Source organism: Brevibacterium ihuae (assembly GCF_900184225.1).
In the GTDB taxonomy this organism is placed as follows: domain Bacteria; phylum Actinomycetota; class Actinomycetes; order Actinomycetales; family Brevibacteriaceae; genus Brevibacterium; species Brevibacterium ihuae.
In genome coordinates this window covers 1,034,287-1,055,588 of record NZ_FXWZ01000002.1, presented here as the reverse complement: position 1 = coordinate 1,055,588, position 21,302 = coordinate 1,034,287, and the positions used below count along the sequence as shown (strand labels likewise).

Below are 21,302 nucleotides of genomic sequence, written 5' to 3'. Positions count from 1 at the left end.
GGAGCAGCATGTTCGATCTCTACCAGCTCAGCGAGGACCACGAGGAGCTGCGCCGCGCAGTCCGCTCCGTGGTCGACGACCGGATCGCCCCGTTCGCCGCCGAGGTCGACGCCGAGGCGCGCTATCCGCGCGAGGCGCACGATGCGCTCGTCGCCACCGACTTCTTCGCCCCGCACATCCCCGAGGAGTACGGCGGGGTCGGCGCGGACGCGCTCGCGACCGCGATCGTCATCGAGGAGGTCGCCCGCGGCTGCGCCTCGTCCTCCCTCATCCCCGCGGTGAACAAGCTCGGCTCGATGCCGGTGCAGCTCGGCGGCAGCGAGGAGATCAAGCAGAAGTACTTCCCGCGGGTGGCCTCGGGGGAGTGCGGCTTCTCCTACGGCCTGTCCGAGCGGGAGGCCGGCTCCGACACCGCGGGCATGCGGACCCGCGCGGTGCGCGACGGGGACGACTGGGTGCTCAACGGGGTCAAGACCTGGATCACCAACGCCGGGGAGAGCGAGTTCTACACCGTCATGGCGGTGACCGATCCGGACGGGCCGCGCGGCCGCAACATCTCCGCGTTCGTCGTCGAGAAGTCCGACGAGGGCTTCTCCTTCGGCGAGAAGGAGCGCAAGCTCGGGATCAAGGGCAGCCCCACCCGGGAGCTGTTCTTCGAGAACTGCCGGATCCCCGGCGACCGGATCGTCGGCGAGGTCGGCGCCGGCCTCAAGATCGCGCTCGCCACCCTCGACCACACCCGGGTGACGATCGCCGCGCAGGCCGTCGGCATCGCCCAGGGCGCGCTCGACTACGCGATCGGCTACATCAAGGAGCGCAAGCAGTTCGGCAAGTCGATCGCCGACTTCCAGGCGATCCAGTTCATGGTCGCCGACATGGGGATGAAGCTCGAGGCCGCCCGCCAGCTGACCTACACCGCCGCCGCGAAGAGCGAGCGCAGCGATCCCGACCTCGGGTTCTTCGGTGCGGCCGCGAAGGCCTTCGCCTCCGACGTCGCGATGGAGATCACCACCGACGCGGTGCAGCTCCTCGGAGGTGCGGGATACGTGCAGGACCACCCGGTCGAGCGGATGATGCGCGACGCGAAGATCACCCAGATCTACGAGGGCACGAACCAGGTGCAGCGCCTCGTCATGGGGCGCAAGCTCCTCGCCTGAGCCGCTCTCCCCGGGAGAGACCGCGCCCGCGCCGACGAGATCCGACAGGTGAGCATGCCCCGCATCCCGAAGTACACCGATCCGATCCGCTTCCCCCAGTACGCGGACCAGGACACCCGCGACGTCCGGGGCTGGATCCTGCTCGTGTGCACGGTGCTCCTGCCCGGCAGCGTGCAGTCGCTGTTCGGGGTGCGGCGCTTCGGCCGGTTCGCCCTCGGGCTCTCGCTCGCCACGCTCGCGCTCGTCCTCCTCCTCGGCCTCGCCGCCCTCGTGCGGCGGCAGCTCATCCTCACCGTGGCGACGAACCCGGTCATCCTCACGGTCCTCACCCTGTGGGCGATCGTCCTCGGCGTCGTATGGATCGTCGCCCTCGTCGACACCGTGCGCCGGATCCGACCGGTCGGGCTGTCCCCGCGGACCCGGCTGGGCGTCCTGTCCGCCGGGCTGGTGAGCGTGCTCGTCGTCGGCGGCGGACTGGCGTGGGGCACCGCGACGCTCAACAGCCAGCGCCAGCTCATCAGCGAGATCTTCGCCGGCGGGCTCGGCCAGCGGCCCACCGACGGCCGCTTCAACATCGCCCTGCTCGGCACCGATGCGGGCAAGGGGCGGCAGGGGATCCGGCCCGACAGCATCTCGCTCGTGTCGATCGATGCGCGGACGGGGGAGTCGGTGATCATCGGACTGCCCCGCAACATGCAGAACGTCCCCTTCGCCGAGGACTCCCCGCTCCGTGCCGAGTACCCGCACGGCTACGCGTGCGGCGACGAGTGCCTGCTCAATGCCGTCTACCAGCTCGGCGAGGAGAACGCGGAGAGCTTCGACGGCCGGGCGCCGGCGGGCGCGCAGGCGATGAAGGACGCGATCAGCGGGGTCACCGGGGTCGAGGTCCACTACTACGCGATGATCGACCTCACCGGGTTCGAGAGCCTCATCGACGCGATGGGCGGGATCTCCCTCGTGTCGGGCAAGCGGGTCCCGATCTCCTCCCCGGTCGACAAGACGACGGGGGAGCACGGCCCGGTGCGCGGGTGGATCGAGCCGGGGGAGCTCCATCTCGACGGCTTCCACGCCCTCTGGTACGCCCGCTCGCGCGAGTTCGCGAGCGACTACGAGCGCATGGTCCGCCAGCGCTGCGTCCAGGAGGCGATGATCGCCCAGCTCGATCCGGCCACCGTGCTCACCCGCTATCAGGCGATCGCCGGGGCCGCCCCCGACGTCGTGTCCACCGACATCCCGCAGATCCAGGTCGACCGGTTCGTCGACCTAGCGCTCAAAACGAAGTCGCAGGACATCCGCTCGGTGAATCTCACCCCGCCCGAGGTCGTCCCCTCCGACCCGGATTTCGACGCCGTGCACGCGATCGTGCAGAGTGCGCTCGAACCCGCCGAGGCGCGCGCCGCCTCCCCGGACGGGCCGAGCGTGCTCGCCGCCGGCGCCGCCCCGGCAGGTGCCGGAGCCGCCGCCGGAGCCGTGCCGGAGGTCGCCGCCGCGGCCGCCCCGGCCGAGGGCGAGGGCGAGGAGAAGGACCGGGCCATCTGTTACGTGCCGTGAGGATTTCGCGGCATTCTTGAGGTTTCCTCCCGGATTCCTCGAAAAACTTTCAGCCGCGTGTCGCCGCGAGATCTCGCGGAACGACATCCGTGTAACTCCGCTCGACGTCGAAAAATCCAGTCCGACACGCCGAAAAGTGTGTAACAATTCTGAGATGTTGAGCTGATTCGTCATCCTTCCAATGACGAGTTCATCTCGTGAAGCCTCTCTTCCCTGACTTCCTCGAAAAGGCTGAAACGATGAGAATTGCACTGCCCATCGTGGCATCGTGCGCATCCGCGGTGATGGTCTCGACCCTCGGGTTGACCGTCCCCGCCGCTGCCGCAGGATCCGCCACCGTCACACCGACCATCGACGAACACGCGCTCACCGAGGTGAGCGAGGACGGTCTCGATGCGCCCGGTGCGCGCGAGTCGTCGCCCGTCACCACACAGGTCACCAACTCGAGCACGACCAACCTGCCGAACCTCCTGCGGTCCCCGAGCGCCGTGAACGCGCTCGGCATGGCCCCGCTCGGTACCTTCGGCTCCGGCAGCACGGCGATCTCGCCGGTCTCGCTGCAGGAATCGGAGTCGAGCACCCCGAGCGGAGCGGCCCCCGCGCCGACCGAGGAGACCTCCCCGGCACCCACGGAGACCCCGGACATGTCCGGCGGCGTCCGCGAGAAGACCGAGGACGGCGTGAACATCGCCGCGATCTCCGACGTCCTCGAGGTGCCCGAGTCCCGGTCCTCCGTCGTCGGCGTCACCTACGACACCGAGACCGAGGTCACCATCGAGGTCCGCATCCGGACCGGCGAGGGCTGGTCCGCCTGGGACGAGCTCGAGGAGGACGTCGTCGGCGAGGGCACCCCCGGCACCGAGCCGTTCGTCGTGAGCGGCGCGAGCGAGGTGCAGATGCGTGTGCTCGGCGACGCCGCTCCCGACGACGCGCGCCTGCTCGTCATCGACCCCAAGCACTCCGCCGCCGACCAGCAGGCCGTCGAGCAGAACGCCCCGGTCGCCGCACCGGCACCGGGCGCCGAGGCATCGGACGAGGCGGCCGCCGAGGGCGCCGCCGCCGGAGCCGAGGGCTACGCCGCGCAGCCGGCCGCCGCGGTCCCCGCGACCGCAGCGCCCGGTTCGGCCACCGCGCAGACCGTCGCGGTGAAGAAGGTCTCGCAGCCCAAGATCGGCTCGCGCAAGTCGTGGGGCGCCAACGAGCGCCTGCGCAAGGGCAAGGCGTCCTACGCACCCAAGGTCCGCGCCGCCGTCGTCCACCACACCGCCGGCTCGAACAGCTACAGCGCCGGCGACGTGCCCGGCATCCTGCGCGGCATCTACAGCTTCCACACCAAGGGCCGCGGCTGGTCCGACGTGGGCTACAACGTCCTCGTCGACAAGTACGGCCGCCTCTGGGAGGGCCGCGCCGGCGGCATCGACCGCGCGGTGATCGGCGCCCACGTGGCCGGCTACAACACCGGGACCTTCGGCATCTCCGTCATGGGCTCCTACGGGAAGTCGGCCCCGCCGCAGGCGGCGATCAACGCCGTCAACCACGCGATCGCGTGGAAGCTCTCGGGCAGCGGCGTGTCCGTCAAGGACCGCGCCACCGTGGGCGGCCGGAGCATCCCGGCCGTCGTCGGACACCGCGACCTCGGCTCCACCTCGTGCCCGGGAGCGGCCTTCTACTCGAAGTTCGGCAGCATGCGCAAGGACATCGAGAAGCTCCAGCAGGGCGGGGCCCCGGCGTCTCCCGAGAAGGAGACCCCGAAGCCCGCGCCCAAGAAGAGCGCGATCGACACGCACTACGAGGGCAAGGAGAAGGTCCTCGGCAAGCCCACCTCGCAGGAATGGGACCTCGCAGGCGGCAAGGTCAAGAACTACGAGCGCGGCTACATCACGTGGTCGAAGGCCACCGGCCCGCGCGTCATCACCGGCGCGATCGCCTCGGCCTGGAACGGCGCCACCCGCACCAAGCTCGGCCTCCCCGTCACCGGGGAGCAGGGCGGCCTCAAGGGCGGCGGCGCGTTCCAGAAGTTCCAGGGCGGCTCGATGCACTGGTCGTCGAAGTCCGGCGCCCAGCCGACCTGGGGCGTGCTCCAGGGCTACTGGGCCCAGAAGGGCTACGAGAACGGCCACATCGGCTACCCGAAGTCCGCACCGCAGTGCTCCGACGGCCGGTGCGAGCAGCTCTACGAAGGGGCCCGACTGGTCTGGGCCGAAGGCTACGGGGTGACGGAGTTCTCACCGCGCGGCGAGATCTCCGGAGGGACGCGCGATCTCAACGCGTCCCGGCCCGGCTCCGCGGACGACGAGTCCGCGGAGCCCGGCTCCGGGCCTGCTGGACCCGGGGAAGGTTCAGCAGATCCGGAGACCGAGCAGTCGCCGGCACCCTCGCAGACTCCGTCTCCGGCACCGGCTCCGAGTGAGCAGCCGAAGACGGAGGAGCCGAAGAAGGAGACTCCGAAGCAGGAGGAGCCCAAGAAGGAGGCTCCGAAGAAGGAGACTCCCAAGAAGGACGAGTCCAAGAAGGACGAGCCGAAGAAGGAGAAGCCCAAGAAGAGCGCCGAGCAGCTCGACAAGGAGAAGCGCGACGCGGTCATCAAGACGGCCAAGAAGCACCTCGGCGTGAAGTACCGGTGGGGCGGGACCTCGCCGCGCACCGGCTGGGACTGCTCGGGCTACGTGCAGTACGTCTACGCGCAGAACGGGATCAAGCTGCCGCGCTCCTCCGGGGCGCAGAAGGCGGCAGGGGAAGTGATCCCGGCCTCGAAGGCGAAGCCCGGCGACCTCATCTGGATCCCCGGCCACCTCGGGATCGTGTCCGAGACCAAGGGCCAGATGTACGACGCGGGGTCGACCCGCACCAACACGAGCAAGCGCAGCTACGACTGGATGCTCAAGCGGGGCGCGGTGTTCGTCCGCGTGATCTGAACCTGAACCGGCAATTTCCGGAGGATTCTGAGAACGAATCCTCCGGAAATTGCTGTTTCACGGGGCCCGGCCCTGGGCACGTTCGCGGTCGACGACCGCGCACTTCCGTGTCGACGCCCGGGCGTGGTCACGGGGCCGGGAGCGGGGGCCGACGGTTTTCGGTTCTGCGCGGCACCTGCCCTAGGCTGGCGATCGACAACGGCGAGACAGACGGGAACGACGGCATGCATGTCCTCAGCAGCACGGTGCGCGACTACGACTGGGGGAGCCCCACGGGGATCCCGGAGATCCTCGGTCTCCGCCCGGACGGCACACCGGCGGCGGAGCTGTGGATCGGCGCCCATCCGGGAGCCCCGTCGCGGATCGCCGACACCGACCTGCAGGAGTGGATCGCCCGCGCCCCCGCCGAACGGCTCGGCGCGGCCTCGGTCGAGGCCTACGGCGAACGGCTGCCGTTCCTCCTCAAGATCCTCTCCGCGCGCACGGCGCTGTCGATCCAGGCGCATCCCTCCCGCGAGCAGGCGATCGCCGGGTTCGCCCGGGAGGACGAGGCCGGGGTGCCGCTCGACGCGCCCCACCGGAGCTACCGCGACTCGTGGCACAAGCCCGAGCTCATCCACGCGCTCGGCGAGTTCCACGCCCTGTGCGGGTTCCGGCCGATCCCTGCGATCCGTGCCACCCTCGACCGTCTCCGCTCCGTCTGCGCGGCCGGTGACACCGCGCTCGTCGACGCCTGGGACGCCGCGCTCGCCGACGGGGACGAGGCCAATGCGCTGCGCGCCGCGACCGACCTCGTGCTCGGGCAGGGGGAGGACTACGGCCCGCTCGCCGACCGCCTCGCCGCCCTCTCCGTGCCCGAGGTGCCGGCCGACGATCCCTCGTGCGCCGGCTCCGCGGTCGACCCGCTGGTGACGCTGCGCGAGGTCGTCGCCGACTTCCCGGCCGACCCCGGTGCGCTCGTCGCCGTCATGCTCCGCCGGCTGCACCTGGCCGCCGGCGAATCGCTCGCGCTCGACGCCGGGGTGCTCCATGCCTACCTCGGCGGACTCGGGGTCGAGATCATGGCCTCCTCGGACAACGTGCTCCGGGGCGGTCTCACGAACAAGCACATCGACCTCTCCGAGCTCGACGTCGTCGTCCGCTACGACACCGTCGCCCCGCAGCGCGCGCAGCCGGATTCCGCCGGGGTCGTGCGCGGGGCGACGGACGACTTCGCTCTCCAGCGGATCGATTCCGCGGTCGACCGGCCGATCGTGCGCAGCGGCGCGGCGATCCTCCTCTGCACCGCCGGCGGCTTCGCCGTCCGCAGCGGGGAGGAGGCTGCCGAGCTCTCCTCCGGGGACGCCGTCTTCGTCGGCGCCGACGAGCCGCTCCCGCACGTGAGCGGGGACGGCGCGCTGTTCATCGCGACCACCGGTCTGCCCACCGGCGCCGAGGACGCGACGGCCGCCCGGCCGAGCGCCGGGGCGGCGGGCGCGGGAGGGCGGCGGTGAACGCGGCCCGCGCGGTGCTTCTCGCCGCACGGCGGATCTGAACCGGGGCGCAGGACCCGGAGCGAGGCATGAGAGAGCGGCACCGGATCACCGGTGCCGCTCGCTCGTCTGAGGCTCTGCTCACTCCACGCCGGTGCTGCTCACTCCACCCCGGCCGGGATGCTCATCTCCGGGATGTCCCCCTCGACCTCGAGCGGGGCGCCGGTCTTCTCGACGATCTCCTCGACCGTGACCCCCGGTGCGCGCTCGACGAGGCGGAACCCCTCCTCGGTGACGTCGAGGACCGCGAGGTCGGTGACGATCCGCTCGACCACGCCCTTGCCGGTGAGCGGCAGCAGGCAGGTCGCGAGGAGCTTGGGGGAGCCGTCGCGGGCGACGTGCTCCATGACGACGATGACCTTCCGGGCGCCGTGGACGAGGTCCATCGCCCCGCCCATGCCCTTGACCATCTTGCCCGGGATCATCCAGTTCGCGATGTCGCCGTTCGAGGCGACCTGCATCGCGCCGAGGATCGCGGCGTCGATCTTCCCGCCGCGGATCATCCCGAAGCTCGTCGCGGAGTCGAAGAAGCTCGCGCCGGGCAGCACGGTCACCGTCTCCTTCCCGGCGTTGATGAGGTCGGCGTCGACCTCATCGTCGGTGGGATAGGGGCCGACGCCGAGGATCCCGTTCTCCGACTGGAGCACGAGGTGCACGCCGTCGGGAACGTGGTTCGGGACGAGCGTGGGCAGGCCGATACCGAGGTTGACGTAGGAGCCGTCGGCGAGCTCGGCGGCCGCACGCGCGGCCATCTGGTTGCGGGTCAGTGCCATCTCAGGCCTCCCTCACGGTGCGCTTCTCGATGGTCTTGTCCACGGCCTGCTCCGCGGTGAGCTCGACCACGCGGTGGACGAACACGCCGGGCAGGTGGATGTCGTCGGGGTCGATCTCCCCGGGCTCGACGAGCTTCTCGACCTCGGCGATGGTGATCCGGGCCGACTGGGCGGCCGCCGGGTTGAAGTTCCGGGCCGAGCGGTGGAACACGAGATTGCCGTGCCGGTCGCCCACGGCCGCGCGGACGAGCGCGAAGTCCGGCGCGAGGGACTCCTCGAGGACGTAGGTCTTCTCCTCGCCGAAGGTGTCGAACACGCGCGTGTCCTTGGGCGGGGACTCGATCTCGACCGAGCCGTCGGAGGCGTACTTCCACGGCATCCCGCCCTCGGCGACCTGGGTGCCGGAGCCGGTGATGGTGTAGAACGCGGGGATCCCGGCACCGCCGGCGCGGAGCTTCTCCGCCAGGGTGCCCTGCGGGGTGAGCTCGACCTCGAGCTCGCCCTCGAGGTACTGACGGGCGAACTCCTTGCTCTCCCCGACGTACGAGGCGATCATCCGGCGGATCTGCTTGGTGTTGAGCAGCATGCCGAGGCCGAAGTCCCCGGCGCCGGCATTGTTCGAGATGACCTCGAGATCACCGGTGCCCGCCTCCCGCAGCGCTGCGATGAGGACCTGCGGCACCCCGACGAGTCCGAATCCGCCCACCGCGACCTGCGCGCCGGACGGGATGTCCGCGACTGCCTCGGCGGCCGATGCAACTACTTTGTCCATGCCCCGATTGTGCCATGGATCGCACCCTCGGACCCGGCCCGTGCACCGCGGCGCTCCGGGTCGACGATGTCGGTGAGCACGAGGGAGCCGGTGCGCAGAGCGGCGAGCAGCGCGGGCACCTCGGCCGCAACGGGCAGCCCGGCGAGGACGATCCGGGACCCCGGTGCCGGCAGGTCCGCGTCCGGATCGCGCATGACCACCGGGGCGGCCCGTCCGTCGGTGTCGACGAGCTCGAAGGCGGTGCGCGGAGCGAGCGCGGCGACGTCCGGATGGGCGCGCACGGCGGAGATGAAGTCGATGCAGCCCGGGCCGGCCTCCGAGCGCAGCGCGAGCGCCGCCGTCGCGAAGACGAGCACCTCCTCGGCGGAGCCGTCGTCCACTGCCTCCGCGGCGTCGCCGTCCGGACAGGCCTCCGGTCGCAGTCCGACCCAGGGCATCGCGGGCTCCGGCGAACCCGGCACGAGGAGGTGGACGGGGGAGCCGAGGGACCAGGCGGCGATCATCGCGGCGAGGGCCCGCCAGTGGAGGGCGCCCGGCGGCGGGCACACGACGCCGAGCGCGCGGTCGGGCCCGAGCTCGAGCTCCGCGAGGAGCCCGGCGGACTTGTACACCCAGTTGGCGAGGACCGCACCGGTGAGCTCGAGGCGCTCGCCGTCCTCGGACAGCGACACGAGGACGGGCTCGGAACGGGCGGACAGGACGGAGACGAGATCGTGCACGGGGGTCCTACTCTCGGTCGGGTGCGAGTTCGAGTTCGATGGCGAGCGCGGCGCCGCGCGGCGCGCCGTCGGCGGCCCAGTCGTAGCGGACGCGGGCGCGCAGCCCCTCCGCGTGGAGGGTGGTGTGGAGGCGCTCGACGAGGGCGCCGAGGCCGATCGCGGACTCGACGAGCGGATGGCCGTCCTCCTCCGGCGGGATCTGCGCACCGCTGCGCTGGACGAGGATCCGCGAGCCCGCGCCGTCGACGCGGAGCCGCCAGTGGTCCTGACCCGGCGTCCGGCCGGTCCGTCCGCGGGCCGCGGCGAGCGCACGCGAGACCCGGGTGAGCACGTCGTCGTCCCCCGAGGCCGAGGCCGGGGGATGGGCGAGGCCCGCGGCGTCGAGCGCGGCGTGCACGGCTTCGACGTGCCCGGTGCGGAACCAGTCCTCGGACTCGGGGCGGTTGAGCGTACGGGCGCCCGGGGCGGAATCGGCGAGCAGATCGCCGACCCCGCGGACCACGGCGAGGGGAAGTCCGCGGGCCGCACCCTTGACGAGGTCGGCGGCCGCGGCGATCTCGTCGGCGACCGCCCGCTCGGTGACGAGCTGGACCCGGCCGGAGTCGTCGGGCTCGCCCCGCTGGGAGTCGAGGCCGGCGAGTCCGGCGGAGCCGAGTGCGAAGTCGAACACCCCGCGCCGCCACGGCCGCGAAGTCGAGTCGGACACGATGACCGCGAGCGCGACCCCGAACCACTTCTCGAACCCGCGGCGCAGCGCGGCGGCAGAGGCGTCGGGATCCGCCGGGTGGAGCACGACGGCGCCCTCGGCGTTCGACCGGTCGAGCCCGGCCGCGGCCTGCACCGTGCCGGCGGCGGTGCGGGCCACCGTGACGACGGCGGGGCCGTCCGCGGCGGTGAAGCTCCGAGCGGCCACCGGGCGCACCGTCGCGGCGTCGACGAGGGATTCGAAGGCCCGGCGATCGGCGGCCTCGCGCAGCCGGCCCTCGGCCTTCGCGACGACCTTCGAGGCGACGACGAGCACGTCGCCGTCCTTGATCTCGATCCGGTTGCGGTCGATCGCGGCGCACAGCGTCGCGCACAGGTCGCTGCCCGGCGAGATCCGCTCGATCCCGGACACCGCGTAGGCGGTGAGGAGGCGCGAGGGCGCCGGCCGGCCGGCCTCCCGGTTCACGGCCGGTCCCAGACCGAGGTGCCCGCCGGAGCCGCGGGGCCCACCGTCGCGAGCGCCTCGGCGACGCCGCCGGTGATCGGGCGGCCGCCGAGCCGGGTGCGGAGGTCGTCGGGCAGATGCTCCCCGCCGGACACGAGCACCGTCGCCCGGGTGCCGGTGAGGGCGTCGAGCACTCCGGGGAGCTCGAGGAAGGGCACGGTGTCGAGTGCGGCGTACTCGTCGGCGCGGACGATGATCGCATCGGTCTGCCGCAGCGCGCGGAGCACCCCGGGGGCGGCAGTGGCCCTGTCGAGCCCGGTGCGCACGACGCGGGTCACCGGCTGCGGGGGGACCGCCCGGAAGCGGCGCGCCGGCCACGCCTCCTCCTGGCCCTCGCGCTCGACGACGACGAGCGTCTCGACGGAGTCGTCGGACGCCGGCAGGAGCGTGAACCCCGGGGAGAACCGGCTCGCCATCGCCTGCACCACCTGGGACATCGGATAGCCGAGGGCGAGCAGTCGGGTGCGGAGGACCGCGGCGGCGAGGCTCGCCTCCGTCATCGGGAACCACTCCGCATCGACGTGATAGGCCGCGAGCTCCTCGACCGCGCCACCGGGCTGCGCCGTGCCCGGGGGGAGCAGACAGGCGTCGATGTCGGGGGTGAAGCGGAGGCCGTGGACCGTGACGTCGGTGAATGTCGAGGCGATGACGGTGAGGCGGTCGTCGGGGCGGTCGGCGGAGAAGGCGAGCACGTCGGCGACGATGTCGATGGACGTGTCGGTGATCGGCAGGACGGTGATTCGCATGGTCCCATCGTCGCAGGATTTCGCCGTCCGCGCCCGCGGGCCCACCGGCCGCAGTGCGGCGGGAATCACCCGAGAAAGTTGACGATGCGATCGATTCACCACAGGTTGTGGTTGCGATGGCGCCGCGACCCCACATCTAGTGGATCACTCCGCGCCGCCGGGGAACGCCTGTTCGAATAGCGAGACCGCAGGGCCCGTCCATAGCACTCGCGGGGTTGACGAATCGGGAATGACACGCGTGTAATTCCTGTAGGGGAAAGCGGTCGACGACGGGCATCATCCGCCCGTCCGGACCGGGAAACGACGTCAGGGGAGGACTCGTGACAGAAGCGCGACACCATGCAGAGGAATGGCGGGCACCGCACTATCCGTCGGTGACCGAGCGCACCGCCGAGGACTGGTTCGTCGACCCGACCCGGCCCGCGCCGTCGTTCGTCCCGGACCCGCTCTCGCTCGATCCCACCGATCTGCGCCCCGTGCCCACGCACTCCGAGTCCCAGGCAGCGGTGTCCTCGCTGTCGGTGCTGTTCGGCGACGTCGAGGACGGCGTCCTCTCGTGGCAGGACCAGGCGCTGTGCGCCCAGACCGATCCGGAGGCGTTCTTCCCGGAGAAGGGCGGCTCGACCCGCGAGGCGAAGAAGGTCTGCGCCTCGTGCGAGGTGCGCACGCAGTGCCTCGAGTACGCGCTCGAGAACGACGAGCGATTCGGGATCTGGGGCGGACTGTCGGAAAGGGAGCGCCGCCGGCTGAAGAAGCAGGTGGTGTGAGCTTTGCCGTCACCGTCGTCGTCGATCTCGACGACGGACCCGTCGAGCCGGAGTGGCTCGCCTCCCTGCGCCGGGAGTTCGCCGATGTCAGCGGCTTCCTCGCCCTGTCGGCCGACGGTTCGCGGCCCGGGGTCAGCACGCACGCCGAGGCGGCCGACGCCCCCGTCCTCGCCCGCGCGCAGTACGTCTGGTTCCTCACCCCGGGTGCGCGACCGGGGCCCGAATCCCTGCCGCGCCTCATCGAGGCGCTCAACTCCGCGGAGTCGCTCGGGGCCGTCGGTCCGACGCTGACCACCGGTGAGCCCGGTCGGCAGACCCTCGTCTCCGCCGGGGTCACCACCACCCCCGAGGGTCTGCGGGTCAATCCCGTGGCCCCTGGGGAGACCGATGCCGGCCAGTACGACCGCCGCCAGGACGTCCTCGCCGTCGACGTCCCCGGCCTCCTCGTGCCCGCCGAGGTCGTCCGGTCGATCGGGGTCCCCTCCCCGGCGCTCGCCCCGGCCTACCGGGGCATCGAGTACTGCCGCCGGATCCGCGCCGCCGGCCGGCGGGTCGAACTCGTCCCCGCGGCCGCGGTCCACGTGCCCGCGGCACACCCCTATCGCTCCTCGGCCCGCCCGCTCGTCAGCGCGCAGGCGCTGCGCGACGAGCACCGGTACCGGCTCGCACTCGCCCCGCGCACGCAGGCCACCTGGACGCTGCTCCGGCTCGGCGGCCTCGCCCTGCTCGCCGCCCTCGGGTACCTCCTCGCCAACGCCCCCCGCCGCGCCCTGTGGTCGCTCCGCGCGCTCGCGGCGCTCCCGGCGGACTCCCGCGCGACCGCCCGGCTGCGCCGCACCCGCTCGGGGCGCGACGCCTCGGCGGTGATGTATGCGACCCGCCACGCTCTCGACATCGCCCGGCGCGAGCTCCGGGACGAGGACGACCGGCCGGCCCCGGAGAACGAGCGGACCGGCGGAGGCCTCGAGACCCGCGGCGAGGTCGCCCGCTTCTCCCGCCTCGAGGTCACCGGACGGCGCAGCCTGCTCCTCCACCCGCTGACCGCGGTGCTCGTCGCCACCCTCCTCGCCTCGGGCCTCATGCTCCATTCGCTCGTCGGTCCCGGCGCGCTCGTGGGCGGGGCGCTGCCGCGCGTCGACGTCGGCCCCGCGGCCGTGCTCGATCGGATCCTCACCCCGGTGGACCGGGTGGGGCTCGGCGAAGGGCATGCGGCCGACCCCGTGCTCACCGTGCTCGGACTGGCGTCCCTGCTCGTCCTCGGCGACCTCGACCTGCTGCTCCGCGTCCTGTGGTTCGCGGCGATGCCGGGGTCCGCGCTCATCATGTACCTGTGCGCGGGCCGGATCGCCCCGCCGGCGGGCATCCGCGGCGTCCTCGCGCTCATCTGGGCGTGCTCCCCGGCCCTCCTCGTGTCCCTGCTCGAGGGGCGGTTCGGCACGGTCCTCGCCTGGCTGTGCGCGCCGGTCGCGTGCTGGGCCCTCGAGCGCGCGGTCCGCCTGCGACGGGCGACCGCCGCGGCCGGTGCGGGACTCGCGATCGCCGTCGTCCTCGCCGGCAGCCCCTTCCTCATCGCTCCCGTGCTCCTCGGACTGCTCGTCCTCCTCGGCGTGCTCCGCCGGCCCGGCCTCGTATGGACCGTGCTGCCCACCCTCGGGCTGCTCCTCCCGTGGCTGCCGGGCGCTCTGCGCCACCTCGACGTCCTCCTCGCGAATCCGGGCCGCGCCCTCGACTATGCGACGCCGGTGAGCTACCAGCTCGCGCTCGGATACCCCTCCCGCCCGGAGTCGGCGCTGCTCGACCGGCTCCTCCCCGACGGGCTGACGCCGTGGATCCTCCTGGTACTCATGCTCCCGCTCCTCGTCGCCGGGGCGCTCGCGCTCACCCGGGTGCGGAACTCGCTCGGCCTCCTCCTCGCCTCGACCGCGCTCTACTGCGCGGGCCTCGCCGGCGGGATCGTCCAGTCCGCCCTCGAGGCCGGCCTCACTCCCGACCGCCTCGTCGCCTCGTTCACCGGCGACTCGCTCGTCCTCATGGGCCTCGGCGCCGTCGGCCTCACCGCGGGCGCCCTGTGGCCGGCGGACCCCGACCGCGCCTCGCGCCTGCGCTCGGTGACCCTGCGGGTGCTCGTGCCCGCGAGCGCGCTCCTCGTCCTCGGCGTCTTCACCGCCCAGGGGCTGCTCGGCGGACTCGCCGTCGGACGCGCCGCCGACCCGGTGCTCCCCGCCTTCGCCACCGAGCGCGCCACCGGACCGCTCGGTCAGCGCACCCTCGTCCTCGACACCCGGGACGGCCAGCTGTACGGCACCCTCGCCGGCGCCGGCACCGGGACGGTCCTCACCGACTCCGCCCTCCACCACGCCTCCCGGATCACCGGCGGGCCGTTCGACCGCCGTCCCGCCGCGCTCGACGACGCTGACACCGCGCTCGCCACTGCGATCGGCAGCCTCACGGCCGGGGACGGCTCCGATGCGCGACCCGCTCTGCGCAGCCTCGGGGTCGGCTTCGTCGTCGTCAGCGCCTCGGCGGACGAGTCGCTCGGCCGCGACCTCGCGGTGTCGACCGGTCTCACCCGGCTCGGCGACTCCGCGCAGGGGCGGCTGTGGCAGGTCGAGCCCGACGGGGCGCCGATCTCCTTCGCCTCCCTCCACTCCCCGGACGGCACGGTCGAGGCCGTCGAGGTCCGCGACGGGGCCTTCACCGTCCCGGCCGGTGCGGAGGGCCGCACCCTCGTCCTCGCCGAGCGCACCGGTCTCACCTCCGCCCGCCTCGACGGCGGGGCGCTCGAGCCCGCTCCCGGATCGGACTGGCGCACCTCCTACGCCGTGCCGGCCGCCGGCGGGTCGGGCACGCTCGAGGACCGCACGGCCGGCCACACCGCGCTCGTCATCGTCGGCGCCGCGGTGCTCGCCCTCGCCGTGCTCACCGCCCTGCCCTTCGGCCGCTCCGACACCCGGGTGCGCACCGCCGGCAGCCGCGCGGTGACCCCGGGTCGGACGGCCGACGGCCGCGGCCGCGCCCGTGCCGCCGCCCCCGCCGGAGGAACCGCCGACACCGAGGACGACGCATGATCGACCGCCGCAATCTCCGCTCGCTCGTCACCTTCGCCGGGATCGCGGTGCCCGGGGTCCTCATCGCGACCACCGGATTCCTCGCGCCGCTCGCCGGCGGTTCGGTCGAGCGCGGCGCGGACCAGATCCGCCTCCCCGCCTCCGACACCGTGTCCGTGTGCCCCGGACCCTGGCAGACCGCCGAGGAGGCGGCCGGCACCGATGCCGAGTTCTCCACCGATCCCGCACCCCCGGCCACCGTGCAGGCGGCCACCGCACCGATCTCCGCTCCCGACGGGACCCGCCGGGCCGCCGGCCTGAGCTCGGCCTCCCTCGACGGCGCCGAGAACTTCACCGTCGGCGCCTCGCCCGGCTTCGTCAGCGGCGACGACCGGGCGGAGGCACCGGTGCGGGTCACCGGCCTCGCGGAGGACGAGAGCCCCGCGCTCGTCTCCGCCGGCCAGACCGTCGCGGCGCCGGACGGGGACTACGCCGGGCTCGCGGTGCTCAGCTGCGTCCGGCCGACGACGAGAGCGGTGTTCACCGCCGCCTCGGGCGGGCCCGGTTCGGATGTGCGGCTGCTCATCGGCAATCCCTCCCAGGCGCCGATCACCGTGCGCATCGGCCTCGTCGGGGCGCACGGACCGGTGACCGCCGCGGGAGAGGACACGATCGGTCTCCAGCCGGGCGAGCAGCGCGCCGTGCTGCTCGGCGCCCTCGCACCGGACGAACCGGTCCTCGGGATCGAGCTCAGCGCCGCCGACGGACTCATGACGAGCGTGCTCCAGCAGATCGAGCGCGACGGCCTGACCTCCCTCGGGATCGAGTACGGGGCCCCGACCGCCCCGGCGGCCACCGAGGCCGAGGTGCCGCTCGCCGCCGCCGGCAGCGCAGCTCTCCGCGTCGTCAACCCGGGGGACACGGCGACCACGGTGCGCATCGAGCACCTCGGCCACGACGGGCCCGTCGACATCGCGGAGAGCTCCGCGGCGATCCCCGCCCGGGGCGTCGTCGAGGTCCCGCTCGGCGATGTGCCCGCCGGCGTCGTCCGCGTCACCGGGGAGGACCCCGTCCATGCGGGTGCCCGGCTCCCCGCCGACGGCGACTTCGCGGAGGTGCCCGCCGTGGAACCGCTGCGGGCCGGCCAGCTCCTCGTGCTGCCGCGCGGTCCGGAGACGAGCGTCGTGCTCGGCGCGGCCGACGGCACGCTCACGGTCAGTGGACTGCGCGAGGACGGGACGAGCACCGAGGCGCGGACCGTCGACCTGTCGCCCGACCGCACGAGCGTCATCACCCCCGATGCGCTGTTCGGCGAGGACGTCATGGCGCTCCACATCGACACCCCCGACGGCACCGCAGTGCGCGGCGCCGCGATGGCGTCCGGGGAAGCGGGCATCGGCGCCCTCGTCGTCCCGTCGGCCCCCTCGGGGATCGGCTACCGCGACATCCGCATCGGCTCCTGACGCCGGGTGCTCAGTCGCCTGCGCCCGGCCAGAGCTCGGAGGCGGAGCGCCCGCACAGGAGTCCGCCCTGCTCGCCGATGATCCGGCCGAGCAGATCGACGAGCTCCGAGCGCTCGGTGCAGCGAGAGGAGATCGGCAGTCGGTAGACGACGATCGTCGCCGGTCGGGCGGGCGTGGCGGGGAACACGCGGCCGAGCTCGACCTCGCCGGTGGCCGGCGGGACCCGGTCGACGGCGAGGACCACCGCGTCGAGCTCACCGGCCGCCCTGCTGCGCACGCGTTCCATGATGCGCGCGGCGAGCCGGTCGAAATCGGCGGCCCGGGTGCGGGCGGCGGGCACCGGCGCGGAGAACAGCTCCCGGCGCATTCCGCGGCCGTGCCGGTCGCGTGACGGGGAGCGGGACATGGGGCCGATTGTATTAGACTCCCGTGGTGTGCCCGGAGTGAGACTGTGTTCCAAGATGAACTGCGCGAGCAGCGCCGCGTGGACGCTGACGTACGTCCACGCCGACGCCTGCGTCGTCATCGGTCCGCTCGCGATGCGCGCCGAGCCCGGAGCCCACGACCTCTGCCGCCGCCACGCCGAGCGGCTCACCGCACCGCAGGGATGGCAGCTCATCCGGCTAGGCACCGGTGAGGAGCCGCCGGAGCGCAGCCGCGATGATCTCCTCGCGATCGCCGACGCCGTCCGCGAGGCCGCACGTCCCAAGCCCGCCGCCGCGCCCCCGGCCGACGCGCGCACCCATGGTCACCTGCGGGTGGTCGGGGACCCCGAGGAATGAGCGACCGCTCCTCCCGGCTCGCACGCGCGCTCAAGGCCTACGACCTCCGCGGGCGGGTCGGAGACGACCTCGACGACGACCTGCTGTTCGCCCTCGGCTGGGGCACCGCGCGCACGATGGCGGCGCTCCACGCCGCCGAGGGCATCGTCATCGGCGCGGACATGCGCCCCGACTCCCTCCGCTTCGCCCAGGCGCTCGCCCGCGGGGTGAGCGCGGCGGGGTCGACGCCCACGCTGCTCGGACTGTGCTCGACCGATCAGCTCTATTTCGCCTCCGGGCGCACCGGCCTGCCCGGGCTCATGGTCACCGCGAGCCACAATCCGAGCGGCTGGAACGGCGTCAAGGTGTGCGGCCCCCGCGCCGCGGGCATCTCGCGCACGACGGGTCTCGCGGACATCGCCGAGGCGGCCGTCCGCGCCCCCGCCGAACCCGTGCCCGCACCGGCCGGGCCCGCCCCGGACACCGCCGCGGCCGCCCGCGTCGCCGCCGGGTACGCGCAGGCGATCCGCGAGCAGACCGGCCTCCTCGACCTCCCGCGCCGCCTCTCCGTCGTCGCCGACTGCGGCAGCGGGATGGCCGGCAAGCTCCTGCCCGAGGTGTTCGGCACCGCAGTCGCGTCCGCTCCGTTGCCGCTCGACGTGCGCGGCATGTACACCGAGCTCGACGGGACCTTCCCGCACCACCCCGCCAACCCGCTCGATCCGGCGAACCTCGTCGACGTCCGGCGCGAGGTCCTCGCCACCGGCGCCGATCTCGGCCTCGCCTTCGACGGCGACGCCGACCGCTGCTTCGTCATCGACGAGACCGGGCGGGCGACCTCGGCCTCGGCGATCGGCGCCCTCGTCGCCCGGCGCGAGATCGCCCGCGCCCGGGCAGCGGGGGAGGACGCGCCGGTCGTGCTCCACAACCTCATCACCTCGCGCGCGGTGCCCGAGCAGATCGTCGCCGCCGGCGGCGTCCCGGTCCGCACCCCGGTGGGGCACTCCGGGATCAAACGGCTGATGAGCGAGCACTCCGCGGTGTTCGCCTGCGAGCACTCCGCCCACTTCTACTTCCGCGACTTCTACGGCGCGGACAGCGGCATGCTCGCCGCCTGCCACGTCATCGCCGCGCTCGCCGCGAGCGGCGGCACGCTCAGCGCCCTGCTCGCCGACCTCGACCCCTATGCGGGATCCGGGGAGATCAACTCCGCGGTCGACGACCCGGCCGCCGCGCTCGCCCGGTTCCGCGACGCCGCCCGCGCCGGCGCGTTCGGTCCCGGCGAGGTCGACGAGCTCGACGGGGTCACGCTCACCGGTGCGGACTTCTGGTGCAACGTCCGGTCCTCGAACACCGAGCCGCTCGTCCGGTTCAACTGCGAGACCCCGGACCCGGGCCGCACCGCCGAGCTCACCGCGGACGTCCTCGCACTCGTGAGGGGCACGGATCGCCCCTAGACTGGTGGCACACCCCACGGACGTTAGGACACTCGTGCTCGAACACCGCATCGCCGACATCAGCCTCGCCGCCGCAGGCCGCCACCAGATCCGCCTCGCCGAACGCGAGATGCCCGGACTCATGAGCCTCCGCGAGGAGTACGGCGCGCAGCAGCCGCTGCGCGGCGCCCGGATCGCCGGCTCGCTCCACATGACGGTGCAGACGGCCGTGCTCATCGAGACGCTCACCGCTCTCGGTGCAGACGTCCGCTGGGCCTCGTGCAACATCTTCTCCACCCAGGACGAGGCCGCCGCCGCGGTCGTCGTCGGCGCGGGCACCGTCGAGGAGCCCGCCGGTGTCCCCGTGTTCGCCTGGAAGGGCGAGACGCTCGAGGAGTACTGGTGGTGCACCGACCAGATCTTCCGCTTCCCCGAGGGCGCGAACCTCATCCTCGACGACGGCGGCGACGCGACGATGCTCGTCATGGAGGGCGCCGAGGCCGAGCAGGCCGGCGGCGTCCCCGAGCCCGGCGAGAACGCCTCGGCCGAGGCGCGCGTGTTCGCCGCCCGGCTGCGCGAATCCCTCGCCGAGGACTCCGGGCGCCTGACCCGGATCCGCGACGGGCTGCTCGGCGTGAGCGAGGAGACGACGACCGGCGTCAACCGGCTCTACCGGCTCGCCGAGGCCGGCCGCCTGCCATTCCCCGCCATCAACGTCAACGACTCGGTGACGAAGTCGAAGTTCGACAACCGATACGGCATCCGCCACTCGCTGCCCGACGGCATCAACCGCGCCACCGATGCGCTCATCGGCGGCAAGGTCGCGCTCGTCGTCGGCTACGGGGACGTCGGCAAGGGCAGCGCCGAGGCGCTCCGCGGCCAGGGCGCACGGGTGCAGATCGTCGAGATCGATCCGATCTGCGCGCTCCAGGCCGCGATGGACGGCTACGAGGTCGTCGACGCCCAGCAGGCGATCGGTCAGGCGGACTTCGTCATCACGACGACGGGGAACACCCGCGTCGTCGACACCGACCTCCTCACCCGCCTCAAGCCGGGAGCGATCATCGGCAACGTCGGCCACTTCGACGACGAGATCGACCTCGCCGGTCTCGAATCGGCCCCCGGCGTCGAGATCGTCGAGATCAAGCCGCAGGTCCACGAGTGGACCATCCCCGTCCCGGCCGAGCTCGGCCTCGACCGCACGGAGACCTCCTTCATCGTGCTGTCCCAGGGTCGGCTGCTCAACCTCGGCAACGCGACCGGTCACCCCTCGTTCGTCATGAGTGCCTCCTTCACCAACCAGGTCATGGCGCAGCTCGAGCTCTTCACGAACCACGACGACTACCGGCCCGGCGTGCACCGGCTGTCGAAGATCCTCGACGAGAAGGTCGCGCGCCTCCACCTCCCGGCGCTCGGCGCGCACCTCACCGAGCTCACCAAGGAGCAGGCGGAGTACATCGGCGTCGACGTCGCCGGGCCGTACAAGCCCGAGCACTACCGCTACTGACGCTCGCCCGCGGAAGGAGACACCCATGCAGCTCATGCAGGTCGGACCGGTCGGACGGGAGATCCCGCTCGTCGGCATCACGCGCGGCACCGCCGTGCAGTGGTACGACGCCTCCGCGGTGACCGAGCGCTTCGACCGGCGGTTCTTCGCCGACGGCGGCATGGGACGGCTCGCCGCCGCGAGCGCCGCCGGGGAGCTGCCCGAGCACGAGCTCGACCCCGGTGCCCGCATCGGGTCACCGGTGAGCGAGCCGCAGGCCCTCCTGTGCATCGGGATGAACTACGCCGCCCACGCCGCGGAGACCGGGGCGGCGCCCCCGGAGCAGCCGGTCCTCTTCCTCAAGACCCCGAACACCATCGCCGGGCCCGACGACACCGTGCTCATCCCGCCCGGCGCGACGAAGGTCGACTGGGAGGTCGAGCTCGGCGTGGTCATCGGCACCCGCGCGTCCTATCTCGCCGACCGGGAGTCCGCCGCCGCCTGCGTGGCCGGCTACGTGCTCGGCAACGACCTGTCGGAGCGGGACCACCAGACGGCACACTCCGGGGGCCAGTGGTCGAAGGGCAAGTGCGCGCCGGGATTCGCGCCGCTCGGGCCGGTGCTCGTGTCCGCCGACGAGATCGACGTCGTCGATCTGCGGATCCGCAGCTGGGTCAACGGCGAGGCCCGCCAGGACTCGCGGACGAGCGACATGATCTTCGACGTCCCGGCCATCATCCATCACCTCTCGCAGTACCTCGTGCTCGAGCCCGGCGACGTCGTCCTCACCGGCACCCCGGAGGGGGTCGCGCTGTCGGGGGAGTACCCCTACCTGCGGTCCGGGGACGTCGTCGAGGTCGAGATCGAGGGGCTCGGTCGCCAGCGCCAGCTCTTCGCGGGAGCCTGAGCCGCCGATCGCGGCGGCCCGGTCGGCACCTCGGGGATCCGCACCTCGGAGCCTGGCACC

17 protein-coding genes are annotated in these 21,302 nt (G+C 73.0%); 11 read left to right on the top strand and 6 right to left on the bottom strand.

Annotated features, from left to right (window positions below; genetic code table 11):
* The first annotated feature begins 8 nt into the window (after window positions 1-8).
* The 4 genes from C1A17_RS04900 (at window position 9) to manA (ending at window position 7,116) form a co-directional block, all read left to right on the top strand.
* Window positions 9-1,157: an acyl-CoA dehydrogenase family protein gene (locus C1A17_RS04900; protein ID WP_101651252.1), complete on the top strand. Its 1,149-nt coding sequence runs from the start codon at window positions 9-11 to the stop codon at window positions 1,155-1,157.
* A gap of 54 nt (window positions 1,158-1,211) precedes the next feature.
* Window positions 1,212-2,708 (top strand): LCP family protein, encoded by a 1,497-nt coding sequence (locus C1A17_RS04895; RefSeq protein ID WP_101651250.1) that lies wholly within the window; start codon window positions 1,212-1,214, stop codon window positions 2,706-2,708.
* 239 nt (window positions 2,709-2,947) lie between these two features.
* A complete protein-coding gene (locus tag C1A17_RS04890; RefSeq protein ID WP_245873442.1) occupies window positions 2,948-5,623 on the top strand; it encodes an NlpC/P60 family protein in 2,676 nt (891 codons plus the stop codon).
* A gap of 224 nt (window positions 5,624-5,847) precedes the next feature.
* Window positions 5,848-7,116: a mannose-6-phosphate isomerase, class I gene (manA, locus tag C1A17_RS04885; protein WP_101651248.1), complete on the top strand. Its 1,269-nt coding sequence runs from the start codon at window positions 5,848-5,850 to the stop codon at window positions 7,114-7,116.
* Window positions 7,117-7,256: 140 nt separating this feature from the next.
* On the opposite strand, the gene C1A17_RS04880 is transcribed toward manA, so the two are convergent.
* The 5 genes from C1A17_RS04880 to C1A17_RS04860 are packed head-to-tail and all read right to left on the bottom strand — an operon-like array spanning window position 7,257 to window position 11,375.
* On the bottom strand, window positions 7,257-7,928 hold the full coding sequence (locus C1A17_RS04880; protein ID WP_101651246.1) for a 3-oxoacid CoA-transferase subunit B: 672 nt from the start codon (window positions 7,926-7,928) through the stop codon (window positions 7,257-7,259).
* A gap of 1 nt (window position 7,929) precedes the next feature.
* Window positions 7,930-8,700, bottom strand: a complete 771-nt coding sequence (locus tag C1A17_RS04875) for a CoA transferase subunit A (protein WP_101651244.1) — start codon at window positions 8,698-8,700, stop codon at window positions 7,930-7,932.
* Window positions 8,688-9,419, bottom strand: a complete 732-nt coding sequence (locus C1A17_RS04870; RefSeq protein WP_101651242.1) for a TIGR03089 family protein — start codon at window positions 9,417-9,419, stop codon at window positions 8,688-8,690. Before C1A17_RS04870 ends, C1A17_RS04875 begins: the two co-directional genes overlap by 13 nt.
* A gap of 7 nt (window positions 9,420-9,426) precedes the next feature.
* On the bottom strand, window positions 9,427-10,590 hold the full coding sequence (cofE, locus tag C1A17_RS04865) for a coenzyme F420-0:L-glutamate ligase (protein ID WP_101651240.1): 1,164 nt from the start codon (window positions 10,588-10,590) through the stop codon (window positions 9,427-9,429).
* Window positions 10,587-11,375, bottom strand: a complete 789-nt coding sequence (locus tag C1A17_RS04860) for a 2-phospho-L-lactate transferase CofD family protein (protein WP_101651238.1) — start codon at window positions 11,373-11,375, stop codon at window positions 10,587-10,589. Before C1A17_RS04860 ends, cofE begins: the two co-directional genes overlap by 4 nt.
* Before the next feature lie 374 nt (window positions 11,376-11,749).
* Here C1A17_RS04860 and C1A17_RS04855 point away from each other — a divergent pair, with 374 nt between their 5' ends.
* From C1A17_RS04855 to C1A17_RS04845, 3 genes are read left to right on the top strand one after another with little or no spacing between them, the layout of a single operon-like run.
* A complete protein-coding gene (locus C1A17_RS04855) occupies window positions 11,750-12,142 on the top strand; it encodes a WhiB family transcriptional regulator (RefSeq protein WP_281258673.1) in 393 nt (130 codons plus the stop codon).
* Window positions 12,139-15,210 carry a hypothetical protein gene (locus C1A17_RS04850; protein ID WP_101651236.1) on the top strand — a complete coding sequence of 1,024 codons (3,072 nt, stop codon included), beginning with the start codon at window positions 12,139-12,141 and terminating at the stop codon, window positions 15,208-15,210. The genes C1A17_RS04855 and C1A17_RS04850 overlap by 4 nt, the downstream gene beginning before the upstream one ends.
* Window positions 15,207-16,652, top strand: coding sequence for a DUF5719 family protein (locus C1A17_RS04845; protein ID WP_101651234.1), 1,446 nt, complete (start codon window positions 15,207-15,209; stop codon window positions 16,650-16,652). Before C1A17_RS04850 ends, C1A17_RS04845 begins: the two co-directional genes overlap by 4 nt.
* A gap of 10 nt (window positions 16,653-16,662) precedes the next feature.
* Here C1A17_RS04845 and C1A17_RS04840 read toward each other — a convergent pair whose 3' ends face one another.
* The gene (locus C1A17_RS04840; protein WP_146000581.1) at window positions 16,663-17,058 is read right to left on the bottom strand and encodes a metallopeptidase family protein; all 396 of its coding nucleotides are present in this window, start codon (window positions 17,056-17,058) and stop codon (window positions 16,663-16,665) included.
* Between the two features lie 55 nt (window positions 17,059-17,113).
* Between C1A17_RS04840 and C1A17_RS04835 the strand changes: the two genes are divergently transcribed.
* Genes C1A17_RS04835 through C1A17_RS04820 form a run of 4 tightly spaced genes read left to right on the top strand, consistent with a single transcriptional unit; the run spans window position 17,114 to window position 21,242 of the window.
* Window positions 17,114-17,434 (top strand): DUF3499 family protein, encoded by a 321-nt coding sequence (locus C1A17_RS04835; RefSeq protein ID WP_245873441.1) that lies wholly within the window; start codon window positions 17,114-17,116, stop codon window positions 17,432-17,434.
* Complete coding sequence (locus tag C1A17_RS04830) at window positions 17,431-18,870, top strand: phosphohexomutase domain-containing protein (RefSeq protein WP_101651230.1); 1,440 nt, start codon at window positions 17,431-17,433, stop codon at window positions 18,868-18,870. Before C1A17_RS04835 ends, C1A17_RS04830 begins: the two co-directional genes overlap by 4 nt.
* Window positions 18,871-18,904: 34 nt before the next feature.
* A complete protein-coding gene (ahcY, locus tag C1A17_RS04825) occupies window positions 18,905-20,356 on the top strand; it encodes an adenosylhomocysteinase (RefSeq protein WP_245873439.1) in 1,452 nt (483 codons plus the stop codon).
* 25 nt (window positions 20,357-20,381) lie between these two features.
* A complete protein-coding gene (locus C1A17_RS04820) occupies window positions 20,382-21,242 on the top strand; it encodes a fumarylacetoacetate hydrolase family protein (protein WP_101651227.1) in 861 nt (286 codons plus the stop codon).
* Window positions 21,243-21,302 lie beyond the last annotated feature (60 nt).

What these genes read in the sequence shown, in the direction of transcription:
- C1A17_RS04880 (WP_101651246.1), bottom strand. Translation starts at nt 7,928, where the DNA reads ATGGCACTGACCCGCAACCAGATGGCCGCGCGTGCGGCCGCCGAGCTC.
- C1A17_RS04895 (WP_101651250.1), top strand. Translation starts at nt 1,212, where the DNA reads ATGCCCCGCATCCCGAAGTACACCGATCCGATCCGCTTCCCCCAGTAC.
- C1A17_RS04830 (WP_101651230.1), top strand. Translation starts at nt 17,431, where the DNA reads ATGAGCGACCGCTCCTCCCGGCTCGCACGCGCGCTCAAGGCCTACGAC.
- C1A17_RS04835 (WP_245873441.1), top strand. Translation starts at nt 17,114, where the DNA reads ATGAACTGCGCGAGCAGCGCCGCGTGGACGCTGACGTACGTCCACGCC.
- C1A17_RS04845 (WP_101651234.1), top strand. Translation starts at nt 15,207, where the DNA reads ATGATCGACCGCCGCAATCTCCGCTCGCTCGTCACCTTCGCCGGGATC.
- manA (WP_101651248.1), top strand. Translation starts at nt 5,848, where the DNA reads ATGCATGTCCTCAGCAGCACGGTGCGCGACTACGACTGGGGGAGCCCC.
- C1A17_RS04820 (WP_101651227.1), top strand. Translation starts at nt 20,382, where the DNA reads ATGCAGCTCATGCAGGTCGGACCGGTCGGACGGGAGATCCCGCTCGTC.
- C1A17_RS04890 (WP_245873442.1), top strand. Translation starts at nt 2,948, where the DNA reads ATGAGAATTGCACTGCCCATCGTGGCATCGTGCGCATCCGCGGTGATG.
- C1A17_RS04840 (WP_146000581.1), bottom strand. Translation starts at nt 17,058, where the DNA reads ATGTCCCGCTCCCCGTCACGCGACCGGCACGGCCGCGGAATGCGCCGG.
- C1A17_RS04900 (WP_101651252.1), top strand. Translation starts at nt 9, where the DNA reads ATGTTCGATCTCTACCAGCTCAGCGAGGACCACGAGGAGCTGCGCCGC.
- C1A17_RS04875 (WP_101651244.1), bottom strand. Translation starts at nt 8,700, where the DNA reads ATGGACAAAGTAGTTGCATCGGCCGCCGAGGCAGTCGCGGACATCCCG.
- C1A17_RS04860 (WP_101651238.1), bottom strand. Translation starts at nt 11,375, where the DNA reads ATGCGAATCACCGTCCTGCCGATCACCGACACGTCCATCGACATCGTC.